The sequence below is a fragment of the Rossellomorea marisflavi genome (assembly GCF_009806575.1).
In the GTDB taxonomy this organism is placed as follows: domain Bacteria; phylum Bacillota; class Bacilli; order Bacillales; family Bacillaceae_B; genus Rossellomorea; species Rossellomorea marisflavi_A.
Map to the genome: position 1 here is coordinate 1,528,679 of NZ_CP047095.1, position 22,945 is coordinate 1,551,623.

Annotated in this window: 28 protein-coding genes; 20 read left to right on the top strand and 8 right to left on the bottom strand. The window is 47.5% G+C overall.

Annotated elements, in window-relative coordinates; translation table 11 throughout:
* The first annotated feature begins 8 nt into the window (after positions 1-8).
* The 6 genes from D5E69_RS08075 (at position 9) to D5E69_RS08100 (ending at position 7,031) form a co-directional block, all read left to right on the top strand.
* Positions 9-1,145 carry a DUF445 domain-containing protein gene (locus D5E69_RS08075; RefSeq protein ID WP_048004555.1) on the top strand — a complete coding sequence of 379 codons (1,137 nt, stop codon included), beginning with the start codon at positions 9-11 and terminating at the stop codon, positions 1,143-1,145.
* Positions 1,146-1,235: 90 nt separating this feature from the next.
* Positions 1,236-1,589: a YlbF/YmcA family competence regulator gene (locus D5E69_RS08080; RefSeq protein ID WP_048004417.1), complete on the top strand. Its 354-nt coding sequence runs from the start codon at positions 1,236-1,238 to the stop codon at positions 1,587-1,589.
* 144 nt (positions 1,590-1,733) lie between these two features.
* Positions 1,734-2,606 (top strand): Cof-type HAD-IIB family hydrolase, encoded by an 873-nt coding sequence (locus D5E69_RS08085; protein ID WP_249931580.1) that lies wholly within the window; start codon positions 1,734-1,736, stop codon positions 2,604-2,606.
* Between the two features lie 119 nt (positions 2,607-2,725).
* Positions 2,726-4,213 carry a coproporphyrinogen III oxidase gene (locus D5E69_RS08090; protein WP_048004415.1) on the top strand — a complete coding sequence of 496 codons (1,488 nt, stop codon included), beginning with the start codon at positions 2,726-2,728 and terminating at the stop codon, positions 4,211-4,213.
* A gap of 404 nt (positions 4,214-4,617) precedes the next feature.
* The gene (locus D5E69_RS08095; protein ID WP_048012928.1) at positions 4,618-6,234 is read left to right on the top strand and encodes a long-chain fatty acid--CoA ligase; all 1,617 of its coding nucleotides are present in this window, start codon (positions 4,618-4,620) and stop codon (positions 6,232-6,234) included.
* A gap of 2 nt (positions 6,235-6,236) precedes the next feature.
* Positions 6,237-7,031 (top strand): enoyl-CoA hydratase, encoded by a 795-nt coding sequence (locus D5E69_RS08100; protein WP_048004413.1) that lies wholly within the window; start codon positions 6,237-6,239, stop codon positions 7,029-7,031.
* A gap of 35 nt (positions 7,032-7,066) precedes the next feature.
* On the opposite strand, the gene D5E69_RS08105 is transcribed toward D5E69_RS08100, so the two are convergent.
* On the bottom strand, positions 7,067-7,252 hold the full coding sequence (locus D5E69_RS08105) for a YhzD family protein (protein ID WP_048004412.1): 186 nt from the start codon (positions 7,250-7,252) through the stop codon (positions 7,067-7,069).
* Positions 7,253-7,419: 167 nt separating this feature from the next.
* Here D5E69_RS08105 and D5E69_RS08110 point away from each other — a divergent pair, with 167 nt between their 5' ends.
* The 4 genes from D5E69_RS08110 (at position 7,420) to D5E69_RS08125 (ending at position 12,845) form a co-directional block, all read left to right on the top strand.
* A complete protein-coding gene (locus D5E69_RS08110; RefSeq protein ID WP_148794788.1) occupies positions 7,420-8,619 on the top strand; it encodes a metallophosphoesterase family protein in 1,200 nt (399 codons plus the stop codon).
* A 4-nt stretch (positions 8,620-8,623) separates the two neighbouring features.
* Entirely contained in the window at positions 8,624-11,569 is a 2,946-nt protein-coding gene (locus tag D5E69_RS08115) for an ATP-binding protein (RefSeq protein ID WP_159129531.1), read from the top strand.
* A 42-nt stretch (positions 11,570-11,611) separates the two neighbouring features.
* Positions 11,612-12,553: a 3'-5' exoribonuclease YhaM gene (gene yhaM, locus D5E69_RS08120; RefSeq protein WP_048004409.1), complete on the top strand. Its 942-nt coding sequence runs from the start codon at positions 11,612-11,614 to the stop codon at positions 12,551-12,553.
* Between the two features lie 115 nt (positions 12,554-12,668).
* The gene (locus D5E69_RS08125; RefSeq protein ID WP_082139209.1) at positions 12,669-12,845 is read left to right on the top strand and encodes a sporulation YhaL family protein; all 177 of its coding nucleotides are present in this window, start codon (positions 12,669-12,671) and stop codon (positions 12,843-12,845) included.
* A 57-nt stretch (positions 12,846-12,902) separates the two neighbouring features.
* Here D5E69_RS08125 and D5E69_RS08130 read toward each other — a convergent pair whose 3' ends face one another.
* Positions 12,903-13,847, bottom strand: coding sequence for a peptidylprolyl isomerase (locus tag D5E69_RS08130; protein WP_048012932.1), 945 nt, complete (start codon positions 13,845-13,847; stop codon positions 12,903-12,905).
* Between the two features lie 185 nt (positions 13,848-14,032).
* Between D5E69_RS08130 and D5E69_RS08135 the strand changes: the two genes are divergently transcribed.
* From D5E69_RS08135 to D5E69_RS08145, 3 genes are all read left to right on the top strand, one after another.
* A complete protein-coding gene (locus D5E69_RS08135; RefSeq protein ID WP_048004408.1) occupies positions 14,033-14,119 on the top strand; it encodes a YjcZ family sporulation protein in 87 nt (28 codons plus the stop codon).
* Between the two features lie 81 nt (positions 14,120-14,200).
* A complete protein-coding gene (locus tag D5E69_RS08140; RefSeq protein WP_032089274.1) occupies positions 14,201-14,284 on the top strand; it encodes a YjcZ family sporulation protein in 84 nt (27 codons plus the stop codon).
* A gap of 120 nt (positions 14,285-14,404) precedes the next feature.
* Positions 14,405-14,497, top strand: coding sequence for a YjcZ family sporulation protein (locus tag D5E69_RS08145; protein ID WP_082139208.1), 93 nt, complete (start codon positions 14,405-14,407; stop codon positions 14,495-14,497).
* 463 nt (positions 14,498-14,960) lie between these two features.
* On the opposite strand, the gene D5E69_RS08150 is transcribed toward D5E69_RS08145, so the two are convergent.
* Entirely contained in the window at positions 14,961-15,149 is a 189-nt protein-coding gene (locus tag D5E69_RS08150) for a hypothetical protein (RefSeq protein WP_048004407.1), read from the bottom strand.
* A 176-nt stretch (positions 15,150-15,325) separates the two neighbouring features.
* Positions 15,326-15,745 (bottom strand): DUF3267 domain-containing protein, encoded by a 420-nt coding sequence (locus D5E69_RS08155; RefSeq protein ID WP_231578804.1) that lies wholly within the window; start codon positions 15,743-15,745, stop codon positions 15,326-15,328.
* 302 nt (positions 15,746-16,047) lie between these two features.
* On the opposite strand from D5E69_RS08155, the gene D5E69_RS08160 reads away from it, so the two are divergent.
* Positions 16,048-16,416, top strand: a complete 369-nt coding sequence (locus D5E69_RS08160; protein WP_231888734.1) for a DUF1878 family protein — start codon at positions 16,048-16,050, stop codon at positions 16,414-16,416.
* On the opposite strand, the gene D5E69_RS08165 is transcribed toward D5E69_RS08160, so the two are convergent.
* Together D5E69_RS08165 and D5E69_RS08170 are read right to left on the bottom strand one after the other, a co-directional pair.
* Complete coding sequence (locus tag D5E69_RS08165; protein WP_048004405.1) at positions 16,400-16,993, bottom strand: HTH-type transcriptional regulator Hpr; 594 nt, start codon at positions 16,991-16,993, stop codon at positions 16,400-16,402. The genes D5E69_RS08160 and D5E69_RS08165 overlap by 17 nt on opposite strands.
* Before the next feature lie 228 nt (positions 16,994-17,221).
* The gene (locus D5E69_RS08170; RefSeq protein WP_048004404.1) at positions 17,222-17,596 is read right to left on the bottom strand and encodes a YtxH domain-containing protein; all 375 of its coding nucleotides are present in this window, start codon (positions 17,594-17,596) and stop codon (positions 17,222-17,224) included.
* A 141-nt stretch (positions 17,597-17,737) separates the two neighbouring features.
* On the opposite strand from D5E69_RS08170, the gene yhzF reads away from it, so the two are divergent.
* A complete protein-coding gene (gene yhzF, locus D5E69_RS08175; RefSeq protein ID WP_048004403.1) occupies positions 17,738-17,932 on the top strand; it encodes a membrane protein YhzF in 195 nt (64 codons plus the stop codon).
* A gap of 27 nt (positions 17,933-17,959) precedes the next feature.
* On the opposite strand, the gene D5E69_RS08180 is transcribed toward yhzF, so the two are convergent.
* Positions 17,960-18,496: a tryptophan transporter gene (locus D5E69_RS08180; RefSeq protein WP_048004402.1), complete on the bottom strand. Its 537-nt coding sequence runs from the start codon at positions 18,494-18,496 to the stop codon at positions 17,960-17,962.
* Between the two features lie 122 nt (positions 18,497-18,618).
* Positions 18,619-19,038 (bottom strand): HIT family protein, encoded by a 420-nt coding sequence (locus D5E69_RS08185; RefSeq protein ID WP_048004401.1) that lies wholly within the window; start codon positions 19,036-19,038, stop codon positions 18,619-18,621.
* Positions 19,039-19,078: 40 nt separating this feature from the next.
* Between D5E69_RS08185 and D5E69_RS08190 the strand changes: the two genes are divergently transcribed.
* The 5 genes from D5E69_RS08190 to D5E69_RS08210 all read left to right on the top strand — a co-directional run bounded on the left by D5E69_RS08190 (position 19,079) and on the right by D5E69_RS08210 (position 22,879).
* Complete coding sequence (locus tag D5E69_RS08190; protein WP_156183352.1) at positions 19,079-19,231, top strand: hypothetical protein; 153 nt, start codon at positions 19,079-19,081, stop codon at positions 19,229-19,231.
* Positions 19,232-19,627: 396 nt separating this feature from the next.
* Positions 19,628-20,371 carry an ABC transporter ATP-binding protein gene (locus tag D5E69_RS08195; protein ID WP_048004400.1) on the top strand — a complete coding sequence of 248 codons (744 nt, stop codon included), beginning with the start codon at positions 19,628-19,630 and terminating at the stop codon, positions 20,369-20,371.
* The gene (locus D5E69_RS08200) at positions 20,361-21,593 is read left to right on the top strand and encodes an ABC transporter permease (protein WP_249931581.1); all 1,233 of its coding nucleotides are present in this window, start codon (positions 20,361-20,363) and stop codon (positions 21,591-21,593) included. Before D5E69_RS08195 ends, D5E69_RS08200 begins: the two co-directional genes overlap by 11 nt.
* A gap of 46 nt (positions 21,594-21,639) precedes the next feature.
* Entirely contained in the window at positions 21,640-22,356 is a 717-nt protein-coding gene (locus D5E69_RS08205) for an EcsC family protein (protein ID WP_159129532.1), read from the top strand.
* Positions 22,357-22,363: 7 nt separating this feature from the next.
* Positions 22,364-22,879, top strand: coding sequence for a GNAT family N-acetyltransferase (locus D5E69_RS08210; protein WP_159129533.1), 516 nt, complete (start codon positions 22,364-22,366; stop codon positions 22,877-22,879).
* The last annotated feature ends 66 nt before the right edge of the window (positions 22,880-22,945 follow it).

A 22,945-nucleotide genomic window follows, 5' to 3' on the forward strand; every position in this document is an offset into this window, starting at 1 on the left:
TGTATGAGATGAATGCGTTCATCCTCATTCTTTTCATGGTGGCAGTAGGGGCCCTGATTGGCGGAGTTACGAACCATCTGGCCATCAAGATGCTCTTCAGACCGTATCGGGCTTATTATATCGGGAAATTCCGTATTCCTTTTACTCCAGGTCTCATTCCCCGGAGAAGGGATGAACTGGCTGTATCAATGGGGAAAACCGTGGTGGATCATCTTCTCACACCGGATAGTCTACAAAAAAAGCTTCTCAATCCGGCTTTTAAGGGAGAAACGGTCAAGTGGTTGAAAGCTGAACTCACCCCGATCTTCCAATCGGAGACACCCATTGAAGAATGGCTTGAAGAATTGAATATTCCCGTGAACACGATGATGATCCATGATTACCTTGATAAATGGATTGAAACGAAAGTGATCGAAACCAGACTAAGCTATGCAAACCGTTCCTTAGGGGAGACCATCCCCTTTGATTGGAAGGAGAAAGCAGAAGAGAAGATTCCTGAGATCGTGACGATGATCGCAGGAAAGGCCGAAGACTATTTTACGAGTCCAGAAGGAAAAGCAAAGGTCAAGGTGATGATCGATGACTTCCTGAAAGAAAGGGGAATGCTCGGGAATATGCTCGGGATGTTCCTTGGGAATACGTCGGTTGCAGATAAAGTGCAGCCTGAGATCGTGAAGTTCATCAAGCATCCGGGAACACAGGAAATCCTCTTGAATCTGATAAGAAGTGAATGGGAGAAGCTCCAGGAAAAAACCGTCGGTGAATTGACCGGAAGCTTCTCGGACGAGGCGCTGGTCTCATCGGTTCAAAGCTATGCAAAAAGGACCCTGAAGATAGGTGAGTTCTTTGCTCGCCCCCTTGGAAGCGTCCTGTCTCGTCATGAAGAGACATTTTTCAATAAGCTCCTTCCAGCATGGGTGGATCGTGGCACCGATCTTCTCGGACGCAAGCTCCCAGGGGTGATGGAGAAGATGAATCTTCAGGAGATTGTCCAGGAACAGGTGTCATCCTTCTCTGTGGGAAGGCTTGAGGAACTGGTCCTAGGCATTTCCAAGCGCGAGTTCAAGATGATCACGTACCTCGGTGCCCTGTTGGGTGGGATCATCGGGATCATCCAGGGGATCTTTGCTCTTATGATCGGTTGAGTAAAGAAAGGGTCATTCCTAGTATTCGGACACATAGTTTGTTATAGTGGGGATGAAGAAATACAGACAGATATTTTAGGAGGCTAAACCTTGGCTATCAACTTATATGATCAAGCAAACGAACTGGAGCGCGCACTCCGTCAAAGTGACGAGTTCCAACAGCTGAAAAACATGTATGATGAAGTGAACAATGACGAATCTGCCAGCAAGATGTTCGAGAACTTCCGCAACATCCAGATGCAGCTTCAACAAAAACAAATGAGCGGTGAAGAAATTACTCAGGAAGAAGTCGAGCAGGCTCAAAAGGCCGCCCAGCTTGTACAGCAACACGACAAAATCTCCAAACTCATGGAAGCAGAGCAGCGCATGAGCATGGTGATCACGGATTTGAATAAAGTCATCATGAAACCATTGGAAGAACTATACGGTTCCGTACAGCAATAACATACATGAGATCCCGACGGCAGACCCGGCGGGATTTTTCTGTGAGTGGATGCAAATTTCTGGCCTCCTTGACCTCCTTGTCATAATTGTCTATTCCTTTTCATAAATGTAAAGAAAGCAGTAGACAACACTTAGGAGGACATCATGATGATCTATAGAATGCTTGCCCTGAATATCGACGGTACAATCGTGAATCGAAGCGGAAAGATTGCGAAGGAAACGAAGGAGGCAATTGAATACGTTCAACATAAAGGGGTTCCTGTCACACTCGTGACGAGCAGGAGCTTCAACTCTGCGAAGAAAGTGGCAAAATCTCTGAATCTAACTGGCCCCATCATCACTCATGGGGGTGCCTATATCGCCTCCGAACTCGAAAAGCCACTCTATGTCAAAAAGATATCCGAAACCATCACCTATGAAATCGCCCATTTCCTTGAAGGATTCCCCTGTCAGATCCAGATGGCCCACGAAAGGCAGTCCATCATCGGGAAAACCAATTCCCCGTCCAAGGAGCTTGCCCGCTTATCGTGGCAGCGGGAATCCCGTCTTCTCTACAGTAAACAATATGTCGACTCCATCAGTGAGCATCTCACAGCAAATCCGATGACCGTACCGAAAATTTCCGTGATCCTGGAGCGGAAGGAAGATGTGTGGGATATCATCGCAGCACTCACAGCCATGTACGATGAGGTAGATGCCATCCCGACTTCTGAAAACAGTCTGGACATCGTTCCGAAAGGCGTGTCAAAACTTCGCGGTCTCATGTATCTGACGGAACGCTATGCGTTGAAGAAGGAGCAGGTCGTCATGGTCGGGGCGGGAGTTGACGATATGGATGCCATGAGGTGCTGCGGTCTAGGTGTGGCCATGGGAGGGGCACCTGCAGAAGTGAGGAAGGCAGCGGACTGGGTGACGAGGAGCCAGCATGAAAAGGGGATCCCGTACTTCATCAGTGAAGTGTTCAGGAAACAGCATCCAATCCCTTTCCTTAAGAAGATGAACATCATTAAATCTTGATTGCCAAGGCCGGTTCCGATAGGGATCGGTCTTTTTCGTACCGTCATGGACATTGACCATTCCCATCCCGTTCTTGTACACTTATAAATGCTTATCCAATTGTGAAAGGTGATTACAACGTGAATGTGTTAATTAGAGGCATAGAAGACGAACGATTTGAACGACCTCTTCGCTTGATTGCCAATTTATTCTTTGAAGAAACCAAGATCCATTTTGGCGAGTGCGATAATGCCGATCTGGAAATCCATATACATGTATCCGACACCGAGTCAATCCAGGCCCGTGCGGAAATCAAATCAGAACAGTCTCAGAAAGCGTTTTATGAAAAAGACTGGTTACCGTATGAAACGGAGAAGGAGCGATTCAGACAGCTGAAGACCGCCGTTTCCCATGTGTACCTGAACGTCCTGCAGGAGCTGACGGGCATTCAACAGAAATGGGGGATCCTGACGGGAATCAGACCGACGAAATTGATTCACAAACAGAACATGCTCGGACTTCAGGCAGAAGAGATCCACCATAAGCTCAAAGAGGAGTATTTGATCACCGATGAAAAGATCGATCTCATGCAAAACATCGTGGATCGCCAGCTGTCCGTCGTGCCCGACCTGTACGATGTGAGGGATGAAGTAAGCATCTACATCGGGATTCCATTTTGTCCGACGAAATGCGCCTACTGTACTTTCCCTGCCTACGCCATCCAGGGCAAGCAGGGCAGGGTGGATTCGTTCCTCGCCGGCCTGCATTATGAAATCCGGGAAATGGGACGGTGGATGAAGGAAAAGGGCGTGAAAATTACGACCATTTACTTTGGAGGCGGCACTCCGACTTCGATCACAGCGGAAGAGATGGATGCCTTGTATGAAGAAATGTACGACTCCTTCCCGGATGTGGACAAGGTGAGGGAAGTGACGGTGGAAGCAGGAAGACCCGATACCATCACGCCTGATAAATTGAAGGTATTGAACAAATGGAATATCGACCGGATCTCCATCAACCCTCAATCCTACACGCAGGAAACGCTGAAGGCGATCGGAAGGCATCATACGGTGGAAGAGACGATCGATAAGTTCCATCTTGCCAGGGAAATGGGCATGAATAATATCAATATGGATCTCATCATCGGACTTCCGGGCGAAGAACTTCCTGAACTGCAGCATTCCCTTGATGAAACCGAGAAGCTGATGCCGGAATCCTTGACGGTCCACACCCTTTCATTCAAACGTGCATCAGAAATGACGAAGAATAAGGATAAATATAAGGTGGCCGATCGTCACGAGATCGGACGGATGATGAATCTTGCAGAGGAGTGGACTTCTGCTCACGGATACGAGCCCTATTACCTGTACCGCCAGAAGAACATCCTTGGAAATCTTGAGAACGTCGGTTATGCCCTGCCGGGTCAGGATAGTATCTATAACATCATGATCATGGAAGAAGTGCAGACCATCATCGGGATCGGCTGCGGGGCAGCAAGTAAATTCATCGACCCTGAAACGGGGAAGATCACCCACTTTGCCAATCCGAAGGAACCGAATGCGTATAATCTGACATTCAAAGAGTACACAGACAAAAAAATCGACATCCTCGATGGATTGTTTTCTTGAGAGGCTGTGACGAAAGTGAGTTAGTCATAGTAAAACCCGAATTCATTTGCCTACGATCAGGCAAAATGGTTCGGGTTTTAATTTGTTTCATGGCCATCATTGTTTCCAGCGGTTGCTTGGAGTGCAAGACGAACGCTCCAGCGGGAAGAGTAGCTTATCACGGAAAGCGAACATCATGAGCGGTATAAAGAACCGATACTGAACGGGTTCGGCTACCTTTTCAGTTTTATCCCACCCTCTTTGATTTTTAGATGATTGTCGAAATCATGGGAGAGAAAGAGGATTCGGAATAAGAAAATCGAATAAGTAAGGAGGATGGTTTTGTAAGCGATTACTTCGTCGTGACAATCGTGCCTGCGCTTCACCTGTACCAGTCCATATAAAGACAAAGGGGAGATACGTTTATGATGCAGACGCCTTTACTTCTAACAGCGATGATGGAACGAGCAGAAAAGTTTTACCCTGAAAAGCACATCGTTTCAAGGACCGAATCCGGCATTCACCGCTTCACCTATAAAGAATGGGGAAAAAGGACGAGGAGACTCGGGAGCGTCCTGAAGGACCTCGGGGTCGAGGAAGGGGATAAGGTTGGGACCCTTGCGTGGAATCACCACCGTCACCTTGAAGCCTACTTCGCAATCCCATGCATCGGCGCAGTCCTTCATACCATCAATATCAGGCTGTCCCCTCAGCATATCGTGTATATCATCAATCATGCAAAAGACAGGGTGCTCCTCGTGGATCCCGATCTTCTACCACTGGTGGAAAAGATCAGGGATCAGATTCCCCATGTCGAGTCCATCATCGTCATGACGGACGGTGGAATGCCTGAATCGCCCATTGAAGGCCTGCATCATTATGAAGAGCTGCTGGAGAAAGGTGATCCGACCTTTTCCTTCAGACATGATCTCGACGAAAATGCCCCTGCCGGGATGTGCTATACTTCTGCGACAACAGGGAATCCGAAAGGGGTCGTATACTCCCATCGGGGCATCGTCCTCCATGCCATGGCCCTTGGGCTTGCCGATACAACCGGTCTCATGGAGAGGGATGTGGCCCTCCCTGTCGTACCGATGTTCCATGTGAACGCTTGGGGTCTCCCGTTCGCATCCGTCTGGTTCGGTACGACACAGGTACTGCCGGGACCTTACTTCACCCCTGGATTGCTCGCTCAACTGATGGAAAAGGAGAAGGTGACCGTGGCTGCCGGAGTACCGACCATTTGGCTTGGGCTCTTAAGGGAACTTGAAGAGAATACCTATGATTTATCTTCGGTCCGGTATCTCCTTTGCGGCGGATCTGCAGCCCCGAGGGGGATGATCAAAGCATTTGAAGAGAAGCACGGGATTCCTTTCATGCATGCCTACGGAATGACGGAAACAAGTCCCCTTGCCGTCGTGGCATCAATGAAGAGTCAGCACGACGTGTTATCAGACGAAGAAAGGTTTGACGTCAAAGCCAAACAAGGCATCCTTGTTCCGGGTCTTGAAATGAAGGTCATCGGGAAGGACGGGGAAGTGGAGTGGAATGGCAGGGAAATGGGCGAGCTTGCCTTAAGGGGACCATGGATTGCGTCAGAGTACTACCAGGATGACCGGACAGAGGATGCTTTCCGTGACGGCTGGCTCCACACCGGTGATGTGGTGACGATTGATGAGGAAGGGTATATCAAGATCGTGGATCGGACGAAGGACCTGATCAAGTCAGGAGGAGAGTGGATCTCATCTGTTGACCTGGAAAATGCCCTGATGTCCCACGAAGACGTCTTTGAAGCTGCAGTTGTTGCAGTGCCTCACGAGGAATGGCAGGAACGTCCTGTCGCATGTGTCGTTCTGAAAGATGCCGAGAAACGGGCGGTCACAGAGGACGAAATCATCGACTTCCTGCGTCCGCAGTTTGCGAAGTGGTGGTTGCCAGACAAGGTGATCTTCATGAAGGAGATTCCGAAGACATCGGTCGGTAAATTCCTGAAGATGGCCCTGAGAGATGAAATACACAATAAAATAAGCCAGGAGGACTAATCATGAGCGTACAAAAACAGGATGAATTAGTGAAGGTTCGAATAGAAGGGAAAGTGGCGAGGGTCGTATTGAATCGGCCGGAATCGTTGAATGCCCTCGACCTTGGCCTGATGAACGGGCTGTTGTCTGCACTTAAGGAGATCAGGAGGGACCCCGATTTGGCGATTGTCGTATTGACCGGGGAAGGAAAAGGCTTTTCATCTGGAGGAGACATCAAATCCATGCTGTCCTTGGGGAATGAGGGGGATTTCTCCGAGGTGATGGATGTGATCAATGAGCTTGCAATGACCCTCTACACGCTTCCTAAGATTGTCGTGGCAGGTATCCACGGTGCAGCCGCGGGCCTCGGGTTCAGCTTGGCGCTGACGGCCGATTATATCCTTTGCGAGGAAGACAGCAAGCTTGCCATGAATTTCATCGGGATCGGACTCATCCCCGATGGCGGCAGCCACTTCCTCCTTCAAGAGAGGCTCGGCACCCATAAAGCGAAAAGGATGATCTGGAATGGAAAAGTGATGCTCGGTCAAGAGGCCCTCATGAAAGGACTGGTAGACGAAGCACTTCCTTCAGGAAAACTGGCAGAAGGACTGGAACGATATATCGAACAGTGTCTTCAATCTCCTGTAAAGGCCCTACTGAAAACAAAAGAAATCTATACCGAGTTGAATAAAGATAGGCTTCAGGAAGCATTGCTCAAAGAAAAAGATGGTCAATGGCTTATGAGACAGACATCAGATCACCAAGAAGGAATCAAGGCATTCATCGAAAAGAGAAGGCCGTCATTCAAAGGGGAATAACGGAAAAGAGGGTGCCGCATGGCGCCCTCTTTTGTTTATACGTGGAATAATAGAAGCTTTCCCAGTGGGGAAGTGAAACGATGGGTGTGATCAAGATACCCCTTCTCTGCCAACATACTTTCCCCAACCTTCTTCGCTTCCTCGTCCGATGCAGCCTGAACACTCTCATCCAGAAGCTTTGACCCGTTCTTCTCGAATACCGTAAGCTTATACGTTTTCATCTCTCTACCCCTTTGCATCATGATCACTTTTTATTTTTTCATATTTTTCAAATAATGAAAAGTGGAATATTCCTATTCCTATAAATAATTCACAGATGAAATGATAGCGGCCGTTGGGGTATAATGGGTAGTATTAGAACATATATTCGTAATTTTGGAGGGGAACCATGAAGAAAATCCGGTTTCTGCACGCTGCCGATCTGCATCTGGACAGTCCGTTCAAAGGGCTGAAGAACTTGCCTGCAGCACGGTTCAAGAACATACAGGGAAGCACTTTTGCTTCTTTTGAAAGACTGATTGACGAAGCCCTTAAAAGGGAGGTCGACTTCGTGCTCATCAGCGGGGATCTCTTTGATGAAGAGGATCGAAGTATCCGGGCGCAGGCAAGGCTTGTGCAACAGTTCGATCGTCTGGAAGGGAAAGGGATCCCCGTTTTCATCATCCATGGGAATCATGATCACCTTGGGGGATTCAGGGTTCAGCTGGATATGCCACCCCATGTACATATCTTCTCAGATAAGCCCGAGTGGAAACACCTAAGGACGAAGGAGGGTGCCGATGTCTCCATTGCCGGGTTCAGCTATGGAAGCCGGCATATCCATGAGAGGATGATCCCCCATTACCCAACGGCAGAGGGCGACGGGTATAGGATCGCTCTGCTACATGGAAGTGAAGGGAGCATCGAAGCGGACCATGAACCCTATGCCCCCTTCACCATCAAGGAACTGGTCGGGAAGGGATATCATTACTGGGCGCTGGGTCATATACACAAGCGGCAGATCCTCCATAAGGACCCTTACATTGTATATCCGGGGAATATACAGGGAAGGCACAGGAAAGAAACCGGCCCTAAAGGCTGTTACGAAGTCGAGATGGAAGGGGACCGTACCGAGCTGACCTTCATACCCGTACAGGAAGTCGAATGGGTGCAAAAATCCGTATCACTCGATGGGGTCACCCGTTTTGGCGAACTGTACAATCGGATCAGGGAGGCTGTGGATTCGTGCGGGGAAGCCATGATTGAACTCCGTTTGGAAGGAAAGGGCAGCATGGGGGAAGAGGAATGGAGGAGGATCCAGAACGGTGAAGTTTTGGACACGATTCAATCGGCAATGGAAGATGAGCAGGGGATCAAGTGGGTGCATCGTGTGTCCTTTGAAGAAGAGAAACTAATTCTTGACGAGCACGATCCATTCAGCAAAGTCATGTTTGAAATGCTTGATGAGCTGGAGCAGGGGGACTGGTCATCATCCCTTTCAGAGCTGATGGACCATCCGCTGATCTATAAGCATGGTCTTCAGGTGGATCAAGAGGTCTTTCACGATGTCAGAAAGCTCCTCGGCACCCCGATCAAGGAAGGAAGGTGAGCGCATGAAAGTGACGGGAATCCATATCTATGCATATGGGAAACTGATAAATCGCCGCTATACCATGAAAGAATTGCAAGTGATCTTTGGAGAGAACGAGGCGGGTAAATCGACGATCATGTCGTTCATCCATAGCGTCCTCTTCGGCTTTCCCACCAAGCAGCAGTCACTCCCACGGTATGAACCGAAAACCTCCTCGGAATATGGAGGCTTTCTCCTGGTGAGCACTCCTTCCGAAGGGGAGATCCGGATTGAAAGGAAGAGGGGTGGGCCTGCCGCAGGAACCGTTACCCTTCAATATGAAGATGGAAGAGTAGAAGGGGAGGAAGGTCTTCACCGGTTACTCGGTACCATTGACCGAAGAACCTACGGAAACATTTTTTCTTTTGACCTCGAGGGTCTTCAGGGGATCCACCGATTGAAAAAGGAAGACCTTAACCGCTTCTTATTCTCTGCAGGATCCACCGGGACGGATTCCCTCATGCAGATGGAGCAGGCCTGGAAGAAAGAACAGGAACAGCTTTTTAAACGATCCGGGCGCAAACCTGTGATCAACGCCCTCTTCGCTGAACTCACGTCACTCGAAAAAAAACTGAAGGAAGCGAAAGGGCGCAATGACCGCTATGCCCCCCTCCACGTGGAAAAAGAAGAAGCCGGCACAAGGATTGAACAACTTGATCAAAAGCTGAAGGTACTGCAGGAAAGAAAACATGCCCTTGTGCAGATCCGGGAAAACTGGGATGCCCTCAGCGAAAGAGTGTACACATCGGAGAGGCTCGAGCAAATTGATGACTTCCCATTCCCTGAAAAGGGTCTCCACCGCCTAGATGAGTGCAAGCGGGAGATCAGGAAGGTGGAAGCCCAGATTGAAACCCTGCAGCACAAGAGGGATATCTTCCTGGAAAGGCTGGAAGGAGACCTGATCGTCGGTGAGGGAGAAAGAAGCTTCCTGGAAGAGAAGGTGGCATCACAGACGAGTTTCCAAAAATGGATCCATGATCTTGAGGATCACCGAAGGGAAGTCGCGGCGATTGAAAGCGGGATCCGCGAAATCAGGAGGGAGCTCTCCTTGAGTATGGAAGTCGAGGAGGCTGCTTCCATCAACATCAGCTTCTCGATGAATGAGAGAATCAATGATGCAATCGAAGAAAAGACGGAGATCCTCCATGAACGGGAGCATAATCGGAAGAAAAGGGCGGAGGCACAAGCGATCAGAGAACGGATTGAGCGTGATTGCGACGCCGCAGAGAGTCGATTGATGGAGGAGGAGGCCTTTCAGGATCTCCAGCGGAAAATGAAGAAAGGGCTGTCCGAGGGGCAGAGAACTTGGCTCAGGGACCGATTGGGAGAAGAGGAGAGGATGCTGGCGGGCGATCGGAAGGCATATGTGGGACAGAAAAAGATCACGTTTTCCCTTCTTTTCATCGGACTGATTCTGACGCTATGGGGGATGTGGTCGGGAAGCTGGATCATGTTCCTTGCCTTGCTGCCGGGCTTCATGAGCATGTTTTCCCTGAAGCAGTCCAGATCGCGCATCATTGCACGCGAAAAAAGGCTTCAGTCCATGGAACGACCCGAGGGAGAGGCATCTTCCGACTCGCAACGACTCTATGATGAACAGCTTGAGTACCGCAGTCAATGGAAGCAGCTCATACTGAAGCTTGAAGAGACGGAAGGTTCGCTTGCAGGCATCATGGAAGAAGAACGGTACCTGGAAGACAGGCTGAAGAAAGTCGATGACGGGCTTGCAGCTATCGTTTCGGAGCTTCGACTCCCTGTTGACTTTCAATGGAAATGGCTAAGGGAAGCTTATACAAGGCTGAAGGAACTTGTGACCCTCCATGACCGGATGACGATCCTCCATGACGAAATCCGAGGGGCTGAATCCAGAATAGAAGCTTATACAGGGGAATGCAGAGAGTGGTTCAACCGTCACGGAATCGAAGCTGTACCATTGGAAGAGATCCACGGGAAGATGAAGGAGCTCTTGAAGCAGATGGACAAAGAAGAGCTGAAGAGGAATCACGCCAAAGAAGAGATTGCCCAGATCCGGATGGATATGCAAAGCCTCGAAATCGAACGGAGCAAACTGGAAGAAGAAGTGCGGGATCTTTTCTCATATGCGGGAACTGAGACGGAGGAAGCCTACAGGAGGACCGGTCAGCTTGCCGAAGAAAAACGGGAACTGTTGCAGGCCTACAGATTTATGGAAAAACGATTCCAACCTGATATCCTGTCCGCTTTTACGGAATTCGCATCAAAAGACGTCGTCGAAAAAGAAATCCTGCTCGTTTCCAATGAGATCGACGAATGTTCCCGCAGCATTTCTACCCTGCAGGAGAAGGCAGCGACACTTGCATATGAACTTCAAGTTCTAGAGGAAGGAACCGAGTATTCCGTCCTCTTGCAACAGTTCGAAGGGAAAAAGGCCGAAATCCTAGAGAAGATCCAGAGATGGTCGGCTGTCACCTTGGCGAGGACGGCATTGGAAAATACGATGGAGCATTACCAGCAGACGAAGATGCCGAGGCTGATCGGGGAGGCAGAGCAATACTTCCTTAAGCTCACGAATGGACGATATAGGAAGATCCATGTGACCGATGAGGAAATGATTACGGTTGCCAGGGAAGACGGCCAGGTGTTTCAGGCCGTGGAACTCAGTCAGGGAACGAAGGAGCAACTGTATATCGCCATCCGTTTCGCGCTGATATCTTCCCTGAAAGAAATCTATGATCTTCCCGTCATCATCGATGATGCAGCAGTGAACTTTGACGAAGGCAGAACCACTGCATTCATTGAAGCGCTGGTCAAGCTGTCAAAGAACCATCAAGTACTGTATTTTACCTGTCATCAGGCAGTAGTGGAAACATTCGAGACGGCAGAAGTCATAAAATTGGATGAGCAGACAATTGAGGTGGGTCTCGACGAGTCAAGGCGGGTGCCACTGTGATATACTTGAAACAGTAGACTGAAAGAGAACGGGGGAACAACTATGTCTGGAATTACGACCTATGCAGTCGGTGAAACCATCGATTTGCATTTATTGATCAAACAGATGACAAAAGGCACAACAAATACAGGAAAGCCCTTCCTGACCATCATTCTGCAGGATAAGAGCGGAGATATCGAAGCGAAGCTGTGGGATGCCTCTGAACAGGATGAAAAAGCCTATCAGCCTGAGACGATTGTAAAGGTAGTCGGGGATATCCACAACTATCGAGGGAAGAACCAGCTGAAAATCAAACAGATTCGCCCGGTGTCACCGGGAGATGGTTTTTCCATTGCTGATTTCCTTGAGACTGCCCCGGTAAGCATTGATGAAATGAGCAGCAAGATCACCCAATACATCTTTGAAATGCGCAATCCGAATATTCAGCGGATCACCCGCCATCTCATCAAAAAATATCAGAAGGACTTCCTTGAATATCCTGCGGCAACGAAGAATCACCATGAGTTCGTATCAGGTCTTGCCTATCATGTGGTCTCCATGCTTGATCTGTCAAAAGCCATCGCAGGGTTATACCCGACGCTTGATTCCGACCTGTTATATGCAGGTGTGATCCTTCACGATCTTGGTAAGGTGATTGAACTGTCCGGCCCGACTTCAACCACCTACACAATCGAGGGGAACCTGATCGGGCATATCTCCATCATGGTGAATGAAATCGGCAAAGCGGCCGATGAGCTGGGCATAGAAGGAGAAGAGGTCATGATCCTTCAACATATGGTCCTCAGCCACCATGGTAAGGCAGAATGGGGCAGCCCGAAACCTCCATTGATCCGTGAAGCAGAAATCCTTCACTATATCGATAACGTGGATGCGAAGATGAACATGCTCGACAGGGTCCTATCAAGGACGAAACCAGGTGAGTATACGGAGAGGGTCTTTGCCCTAGACAACCGATCCTTCTATAAACCAACATTCCATGAATGAACATGAAGCCCGGTCCTGCGACCGGGCTTTTTGCTGTCTGAAAAATTTATCGTCATAAGCAGGCAATCCTCTTCATATGGTGAAGTAAGGACAAACCTATAAGGAGATGAAGCAGATGACATTACCGATTTGGATGTACTTCATTGTGGCAGGGATCTTCGTCAGTGCGTTCATGACCATCAGGTCGGCCAGGCAGGAAAAGGCCCAGGAGGATGAGTGGATCGCGAAAGAGGGCGAGGTGTACATCACCCGCATGGAAGAGGAAAAAGAGCGGAGGCGCATGTCCTCCTGATATGATATCAAAGAAAAAAGACAGTCGGAGAATCTCCTGACTGTCTTTTTTTGTAGGTTATTCTTTTGTATCGGAATCGGTCGTTCCATTGCCTTCAGGAGCGGCAGCGTCCGGTGCTGGAGTACCGTTCAGTACTTGTTCGAATGCATCTTTAAGATCTTTGTCTTTGATCTTAAGGTCTGCTTTTTCGATTTCGTCCTTCATGGATTCCTGAATTTTAGCCTGATCCACTTTTGAAAGTTTAAGCTCCTGTTCAAGATCTTTTTTCATATCGTTGAACGGTTTCTTTTCTTTTGTATCTGTCACTTCAATGATGTGGTAGCCATAATCTGTTTTCACAGGTTCACTGACCTCACCTTTTTTCAGGGAGTCAAGGGCTTTGGAGAACTCAGGTACAAAGCTTTGACGTCCTGCATTATCAACCCATCCGAGGCTGCCTCCGTTAGCGGCAGAAGCGGTGTCGGTTGAATACTCGCTTGCAAGGTCTTCGAATTTATCACCGTCGGCCAACTTCTTTTTGACTTCCTTCGCGGTCTTTTCGTCTTCCACGAGGATGTGTCTCACTTCGATCGGAGCTTTCCAGTTTTCGTAATATTCCTTGAGTTCTTTGTCAGTGACTTTGACATCTGAAGTAGCGGCCTTCTCTTGAAGGAGCTGAAGCTTCAAATACTCTTTAAAGGATTTCTCATCAAGATTGTACTGTTGAAGGAACATATCGAATTGGTCACCGAGTTGTTCTTTCGCTTCGTCCATTTTTTTGTTGATTTCATCTTTCGATACATCATATTTCTCATCGAGCACTTTTGTATAGACAAGTTCTTGTAGGGCTTGTTCCATTTGTGGGGTGAACTTTTGTTTCGCTGAATCATACAGTTCTTCCTTGGTGATATCCCCGGCTTTGGTTGTTGCAACTACATCTTTATCATCTGCCCCATTACCGCTGCAACCTGCTAGTCCCACGGCACCGGCAACAAGTGATACGGAAAGGATCCACTTCTTCATGGTGATCAACTCCTAAGCTATTTTCAGTCGTGCTTGGCTAAAATCTACAACCCATACTATATCACACTTTTTGGATGAAAAAAAATAATTTCCAAACTATTCTTGAGAAAAATAGGCAGATAACATACCCAATTCCCAGATTCGTTCATATGATATCAGCGAAGAGAGAAAAGGAGGTAATGATCATGAGCTGTGGATACAATTCAGGATTTGCATTGCTTGTTGTATTGTTCATCTTATTAATCATCGTTGGTGCCGCGTTTATTTGCTAATAAGAAATATGACAATAGCCTAAAACCATTAGACGTCTACTTGAATATAATGCATTAGCGCTTCAAAGGAGGTGGAACGTAATGGGTAACGCATACGGCGGAGGTTTCGCGTTAATTGTTGTACTGTTCATCTTGTTGATCATTGTAGGTGCAGCTTGGCTATAAGATAGCCAAAAATACCAGGAATTGACGGATCAGGATCAAAGAGGGGGCATTACCTGCAGCAAAGTCCCCTTTTTGCCTATCTCATCCGATGCTTCTCATACATGAAAGGAGGAAGCGCATATGTCAGGTGCTTACGGGTATGGCGGAGGTTTCGCTCTAATCGTTGTTCTATTCATCTTGCTTATCATCATCGGTGCAGCATACGTTTGCTAATTAAGTGAATAGGATCGAAATAGCTTGTTAGGCTGCTGTGAGTATTCACGGCAGTTTTTCATTAGAAGGGAAGCACGCAGAAGGAAAGATGATTCCTTCTGCAGGCTTCCGGTTTTCATCTGAAATGAAGTAAACCCCCGAAGAGTCGTTTATGACGATCCGGGGGGTTTGTCTTTTAGTTGGCTTGGTAAAGAAGTTCGCTTCTTTTTTTGTCCAGCTCCAGGGGCTTGACCCTCGAGGTCATAAGCCCAAGACCTCAAAAAGGCCAAGAACTCCTTTCCGAGGTCTTTATCTTATGCTTGTCGGGTCAGGGCAACCCGCCTCCGCTTTTCTTTCTGTCCAGCTCCAGGGGCTTGAGGCTCGAGGTCATAAGCAAAGCCACCCAAAAAGGCCAAGAACGCCTTTCCGGGTGGCTTTGCTTATGCTTGTCGGGTCAGGGCGACCCGCCTCCGCTTTTCTTTGTCTATGTAAATAAAATTTCCACATAAGATGAAATCAGCAGTATGGTGATGAGGATGTTGATGGTTCTGTATACTTTCGGCTGACGTTCTTCGGGTATTTCCTTTTGTGCACAGAGTGCGAAGGTCATTCTGTTGATATTGAACAGAATGAACAGTGCGAATACGATAAACATGATAAATACGGTGATCATCCAGGTCCCTCCCCGTTCTCTCCTATATGCTATACAATACCAAATTAATGGGGTGATTGGTAGGGCGAGTATTGACGAAAGGTTGGAAACTAAGCTCTTTTCGTATTCGGGTCATCAAGAGCGATGTCTGGATGTAGAACAGGAATACGAAAACAGCCTAGTGAGGGGTGAGCCCCTCATTGTTCGATCAATATCTCGTACCCATCCTCATTCTCCTCGATCATCGCCTTTCTCGGAGAAAAGAGCAGTGCCCTCACGCAAAGAAAATCGATTAAGCAGATGCCAGTATGGAAGGCAGTCAGCATGATGAAGTAGTGGGAGTAATGAGGAAAGTGAAAACAACCGAACATCAGGCATGAATTGAGTACGAAGAATGGGGCGGTCAATGCCATCCCATATCTCCATTTGGCAATCGGCACATTCAATCTGAGGGTTACGGTCGGTAAGATCACCATCTGTCTTCTCAGTGTGCATGTCATATTCCGTGCATAGTGCAAGACCGGCAGTGCGTGGCAGATCTTATGCAGGGGGTAGATGCTTAGCAACCCTGCAAAAAAGAGCAGGAAATGATGATCATAAAATACACGATGGTTCATTACATTAATCGGCACGTATATAAATGAGAATACCATCATCATCACAATGGATGAAAGTAAAAAGACTCGATGATATCCAAAATGCTTTTCTTTATCAACAGATTTCCAGCAGTGCATAGCATGTATCCTCCAGCAGGCGTTCAATATGGTGAAAAGCGCCTTACATACTTTATTATGATTGGTGCTGAAAATCAATACTTTTTTACAGGAGGACCGGAGCTGTCGTTCCTGAAGATAAGATGGAGTTGTTCAGAAGGGAGTCTAAGGATTATTAAGAGACAGTGTGCGGAATGTTTTGTACAATGGAAAAGAGAAACTATGCATATGGATTGGTGATTGGAATGGATGATCTGTTAAGAAGAGTGGAGAAGCTGGAATACTATCAAAGGCTCATGTTGGAGCTTATGCCGGGGCATACGATTTTATTTTACCGGGAGGTCATGATGGCAGGCCTTGATGAAGGGGATGTGAAGGCATTCTTCCAGTTATGTGAGGGATTGAACAATAAATGTCAAAAACAAAAAGCGGAAGGGTTTGTTTATTTTACTCCGCTTTTTAAAGAATTTGAACGTCGGATCGATCACAGGCTTACGATCGAGAGGGTCATCGAGGGGTGCCTCAACCAAGGAATATATCCTTCACTCATGACCCAGCTCAGGAAATGTCTTTAGAACTTTCTAAGTCATCTTCTTCCTGAAAAAGTTCAGTCAGTTTTCCATTATCATCGGAGAAATCATTTTTGATGTTGTCGAATGACTTCTCGAAGATCTCCATGAAATCATTCCCGTAGATGTTACGCACCACACTCATCATTTCGATCATTTCCGGGAATTTTCCGTATAGCTCCCTCAGTGGGGATACCCCTTGGAAAATCGCGTGATGGTCCGGGTCGTAATTCTTCATGGAATCGAGGAGAATGCGTTCTCCCTTCTCAGTCAGCCGGATATACGTGTTCCGTTTATCGTTTTCCCTTTTTGAAAACTCCAGCAGTTCCCGCTCCTCTAATTTCTTGGAAAAATTAAATGCCGTGGATACATGCATGACACCGAATTTGGCTACATCTGATATGGAAGCACCTTTTAGATGGTAAGCGATCCAGAGAATATGGTGTTCATTGATGTTGAGATCATACGGCTTGATCCATTGCTGCCAGTCCTTTTCGATGGCTTTCCACAGCGCTTTACTGAGCTGTGCCATCCGCTGGCTGAAGAGCATTGCCTCTTTTAATGTGAATTCTCTTTCCTTCATCTCTTTCACCCACTTTACTAAAAAATCTTTTCCCCATTTCTTTATCCTTTGAAGCACCAGGATGTTAAAAAGAAAGCGCTTATATTTTATTATGCCAATAAAGTAATGAATAATAAAGTCTAAATTCACAAAATTTTTAGAAGTACATGCAGGAAATTGAAAAACCCGCATCTCAAACTCCTTCATGTTTTTGGAACATACAAGGTGGATACGGGCTTTCCCTATGGATTACTTCGGTTGGGAGGAACCTGGGAGATCGATGGATTTTTCGAGATCTTCAATCGTTTGCCTCACGGTTTCGATTTCTTTTTGCAGGCGCTCGTTATTTGGAGCGGTCGATATTTGCCACTCTTTAATCGAAGCCTGCAGATCTTTCGAAAGCTGAAGAACGGTTTCCTTGCTTTCCTGAGAAAGCGTTCCGATAGATTCCTTCAGTTCATTTGCGCGCTCTTTTAAGTCTTCCAGTGTCAGCTTCCATTCATTCTGCTTATCTTTCAGTTTCCCCCTCAATTCCTTCCCTGAAGAAGGGGCTGAAAGAAGGGAGCCGGCACCTGCGACGATGCCACCAACGATCAAACCGTACATCAATGATTTCACTTTCATGCTCTTCACCTCTGATTGCTTGGTAGTATTATTATTCTACAAAAGATGTAGATATCCTTTTCCCTATTGTAACAGTTTGAAACGGGATTGTTCATAAGTATTCGAATGGGCGCATACGAATAAGGGAGAGGAGGGGGAAGAATGGACGGGATCATTTTCGGTTTCTTTGCTCTCAGTGTGATTTTGGTGATCAGTATGGTGTACAATATTATGAGTTTTCAAAGACCGGGAATCTATCCCCCTAAGAGTATTTTGAAGAAGAGGGCGGGGATGATGGGAACGGCGGGAGCGGCTTCCTTAGTGATCGGAAGCATCCTTTGGTGGATTGCTTCATAAAAAAAAAGGCCCAAAGGGGGCCTTTTTTTATTGAAGCTGATCTGATGTGACCGCTTCGCTTATGGAAGAACGCTTTAAGATTCCGTTGATGATCGGGTATACGACGAACATTGCACCGGCATTGACGACGGTAGCAGGCAGTACGACTGCTGCGAACAGGGCGATGAATGCTCCAGGAAGTCCGACGATGACTGAAGCTGAACCAAGGAAGATGGCTCCGGAAACGAGTGTTCCGATGGCTGTCAGTACGATTGCTCCCAAAATGGATCGGGAGTACTTTCTTGTAAGCAAGAATAATCCGTAAAAAACAAAAGCAGTCACGGGCTTGTCGATCAGGTTCGGGAGGAATCCTCCAGGGAACTGGGTGGTTAATCCGGAAATGACACCGGTCAACAGTCCCACAAGCAGTACATTCTTCTTGGCAGGGAACAGCATGATCCCTAAAAACATCATCGTAAGCATCATGTCCGGCTTCATCCCGAGGAAGATCCCTGGGATTACGGCATGCAGTGCAGTTCCGATCCCGATCAATAGTGATAGGGATACCAGCGTTTTTGTATTCATTTTCATCTCTCCTCAACTCGTCTATGCTTTCTCTGCTCCTCCTGATGTGCACTATTGCCATCAGCGAAAAGTTAGGACTATTATAACACAACGGGCCCTTATGTCAACGGACCTGTTCCTTCTCAAATATGGCCAGAGATGGATGCGGCGATTTCCTTCAGGTCATGGGAGGTGTAGTCGTCTGTATGGGTCTTCCATACGGCGCCGAATCCGTCGCCTTCACCGTAGCGCGGGATGAGATGCAGGTGGAAATGAAACACGGATTGGCCTGCTGCTTCTCCTGTGTTGCTGAGGAGGTTCAGCCCGATGGGTTGGAACGCTTCCTTGATGGCAGACGCCACTTTCGGAGCCGCCTGGAACACGTGCCCGGCCGCTTCCGGGGAGAGCTCATAGACGTTTTCCATATGTTGCTTCGGGATGATCAGTGTGTGACCTTTCGTCACTTGACTGATATCAAGGAAGGCAAGCACGTTTTCATCTTCATATACTTTTGTGGATGGGATTTCCCCATCGATGATCTTGCAAAAAATACAATCGCTCATTGTATATCCACCCTTCAATATGTAGTAGTTGTATTTTATCATGGGTGCAGATATAAATGAAGAAGAGACGGGAACGAATGTCCCGCCTCTCCACGTAGGGGTTGTGCTTCCTGATGCTTTTCGTAAAGTCGGCGATTCCATTCAGCAGGTGAACGGAACGATCCTATCGCAATTGATTTTTATAAAATCTTGAGCGTCTTGGACAACCACCTCATTTGACGGTTTGCATACATACGAATGACTCGTGCAATGTGACCATCTCCATCTCCTTATATCACGTAAAGCGAATAAGTTTTTGGGTATACGTCAACTTGTTCTTTAACAAACACCTCATTTGTCTGAATGAATGGTGAATGAATGTCATTCACTAAAGAAGAGCATAAATGCTGCAACAATTAGTGAAATTCGGATCCTGGTCTTTAACAACCACCCCGTTTTTCTTATTGCCTTACCCCTACAACTATAGGATGACCCGTTTGAAGGTATTTATTTGTACTAGATAATGGAAAAGTTATTGATCAAACATGCCTTCATAACGGAATTTTGATAAAATGAAGCAAAGACTGTGAAGAGAAAGGACGTTTTAGCCTTGGCATTATTGGAAATCAACCATTTGATTGGTGGATATACACGTAAGCCTGTATTAAAAGATATTTCCTTCTCAATCGGATCCAATGAAATCGTAGGACTGATCGGATTGAACGGGGCAGGGAAAAGTACGACGATCAAGCATATCATCGGACTGATGGAAGCGAAGCAGGGAGAGGTGTCCATCAACGGGAAGACCCTGAAGAAAGATCCCGAGCTGTATCGTAAACAATTTTCCTACATTCCAGAGACACCGATCCTCTATGACGAGCTCACCCTTGAAGAGCATTTAAGGCTGACTGCCATGGCATACGGATTGACCGAAGAGGAGTATTCCGAGCGTCTACCCGGGTTGCTGAGAGCCTACAGGATGGAAAAGAAACTGAAGTGGTTCCCTGCCCATTTCTCCAAGGGGATGAAGCAAAAGGTGATGATCATGTGTGCGTTCCTGATCCAACCGAGTCTGTACATCATTGATGAGCCATTCGTAGGGCTGGACCCGCTCGGCATCCAGTCACTTCTCGATTCCATGGAGGAGATGAAAGCGACAGGAGCCGGCATCCTCATGTCCACTCACATCCTGGCGACGGCAGAACGATATTGTGATTCGTTCGTCATCCTGCACGAAGGGAAGATCCGTGCAAAAGGGACCCTTGAAGATTTACGAAGGGAATTCACGATGCCCGGAGCAACACTTGACGATATTTACATTCAACTGACAAAGGAAGAATCGGATGATGAATAATGTAAATGGGATTTGGAAGCAACGGGTTACGGAATATACCCTTGAGCTTCAAAAATATCTGAAGTACATGTTCAATGATCACCTTTTGTTTGTCTTGATCTTCGCATTCGGCGGTGGGGCCTATACATACAACCAATGGGTCAAGACATTGGATCCGTCATTCCCTGCCCCCATGATTATGGCTGTCTTGTTGGGACTGGTTCTGGCATGGAGCCCGGTATATACCTTCCTGCGCGAAGCAGATGCAGTGTTCCTTCTGCCCCTTGAAAAGAAATTGAAGGGCTACTTCACGAAAAGTCTCTGGGTCAGCTTTGGTTTCCAATCCTATATCCAGCTTCTCGTGCTCGCTGCCATGATGCCCATGTATGTGGCCGTGACGGGAAAGGGATTCGGCACCTTTTTCCCTCTGTTGATCATCGTCCTTGCTGTGAAATGGTGGAACCTCCTCATGAGGTGGCAGATTCTCCGCTTCCAAGAGAGGGGTGTCCATTTCACCGATTCGTTCTTCCGTTTTCTATTGAGTGGCACCATCATGTATCTCATCCTATCTGGGGCTCACCTGTGGGTCATTGCAACGATTGCCGTCATCCAGTTGCTGTATGTGGGGTATTTCATGCAGATTGCCAAAGGCAAAAACCTGAAATGGGATCTGCTGATCACCCTTGAGCAGCAGCGGATGCTTGTGTTCTACCGCATGGCGAATATGTTTACAGATGTCCCGAAATTAAAAGGAAAGGTCCATCGGAGGAAATGGCTCGATGGCCTATTGCCGGACACAATGGACCAGCGGAAGTCATACCGCTATCTGTATATCAGATCGTTGGTCAGGACAAGTGAATATTCTGGCCTTTATATCAGGTTGACCCTCATCGGCGCCATTCTGATCTATAGCAATCCGTCCTTGATCTTCGGACCAATTGCCGGCCTCCTTTTCATGTATTTGACCGGTTTCCAGCTCATCCCTCTGTTCAAGAGATTTGACTATAAGATATGGGTGCTTCTTTATCCGGTACCCCGGGAGCTGAAGGAGTCATCGTTTCAAACCGTCATCACACAGACGCTCTTCATCCAGGCGTTCATCTTCTCTATCCCATTATTGGCAAGGGGGGAATGGATGGGGGGAGTGATCCTGCTCGCTGCGGGATGTGTCTTTTCGCTTCTGTTCAGCCGTCACTATCTGGTGGGAAGGTTGAAAAAAATGCAGGATCCCCTTCACTCGTGAAACCATCTTCATGCCCCGACCGTATAGTTAACCATCATGAGGAGGGATGAACGTGGAAAAAGAACGGGAAGAGCTCGATATGTGGAAACGCCGATTCACCCGTAAATCATCCAGGTTCCAGAGAGTATCAAAGAAGGCTCAGACGAAAATGAATACGTGGATCCCAGAGAAGGCCCATAACCTGATAACCGAAAGCATCAGGCGCATGGTGGAAATCACGCTGAACAACGGAGGCTGGTTGCCGATGAATCCCGTGACTGAAAAAGGGAATCTTCAGGAAAGGGAAGAAAGCATGAAAGCGCGCCTTGAGTTTTACAGGAAGACGGCAACCGTTGAAGGTGCAGGTACCGGTGCAGGCGGGCTCTTCCTGGGCATGGCGGATTTCCCACTGTTACTATCAATAAAGATGAAGTTCCTTACAGAATGCTCCATCATTCATGGCTACGATGCAAAAGCCTATGAAGAGAGAATGTTCCTCCTGTATGTATTCCAACTGGCGTTTTCGAGTGACGAGCATAAGCGGGAGACCTTGAGCGTGATCGAAGGCTGGGATACTGAGAAGGAAAGGGTCAAAGACTTGGACTGGCGTACATTCCAGCAGGAATACAGGGACCACATCGATTTAATCAAAATGCTCCAGCTTGTACCCGGGATCGGTGCATTGGTCGGCGCTTACGCAAATTATCAGCTTCTCGATCAGCTTGGGGAGACGGCGAAATTTGCTTATCGGATCCGTTATTTCAGCGAGCTTGAAAAGGGGTGAGGAACAGATGACAGTCAGTTTGCGCCCTTTTCAGCCTGAAGATGTGTCAATCATCAAGAGACTTGCCGGAGATAAGGTGCTGGCAGATACAATCGGTTTGCCGCATCCATATGAACTATTTCATGCAAAGGAGTGGATCAGCACCCATCTATCCCTGATTGAAGCCGGTAAGGAGTATAACTTTGCAATCGTCTTTCAATCCGAGATCGTTGGTACGATTGTGATCAGACGGAATAATGAGCACAATGCAGGAGAATTGGGGTACTGGGTCGGCAGGGAATTCTGGGGACGGGGCCATGCCACTTCAGCGATGGAGACGATCCTGTCATTCGGTTTCCGTGACCTTGCCCTGAATCGTATGTGGGCGATGGTACGTGACTCCAATAAAGGTTCGAGGAATGTCCTGGAGAAAACGGGATTCGTGGAAGAGGCAAGGCTGCGCCAGGCACGCAGGCGTGGCTCCGATTTCGAAGACTGCCTGCTTTATGCAATCACCAGAAGGGATTACCATTCAATTGAATGAATGGTAATCCCTTCTTTTGTCTTTCGCTGAGCGAAATACATATAGTATGATGGAGGGGAAAGGTGG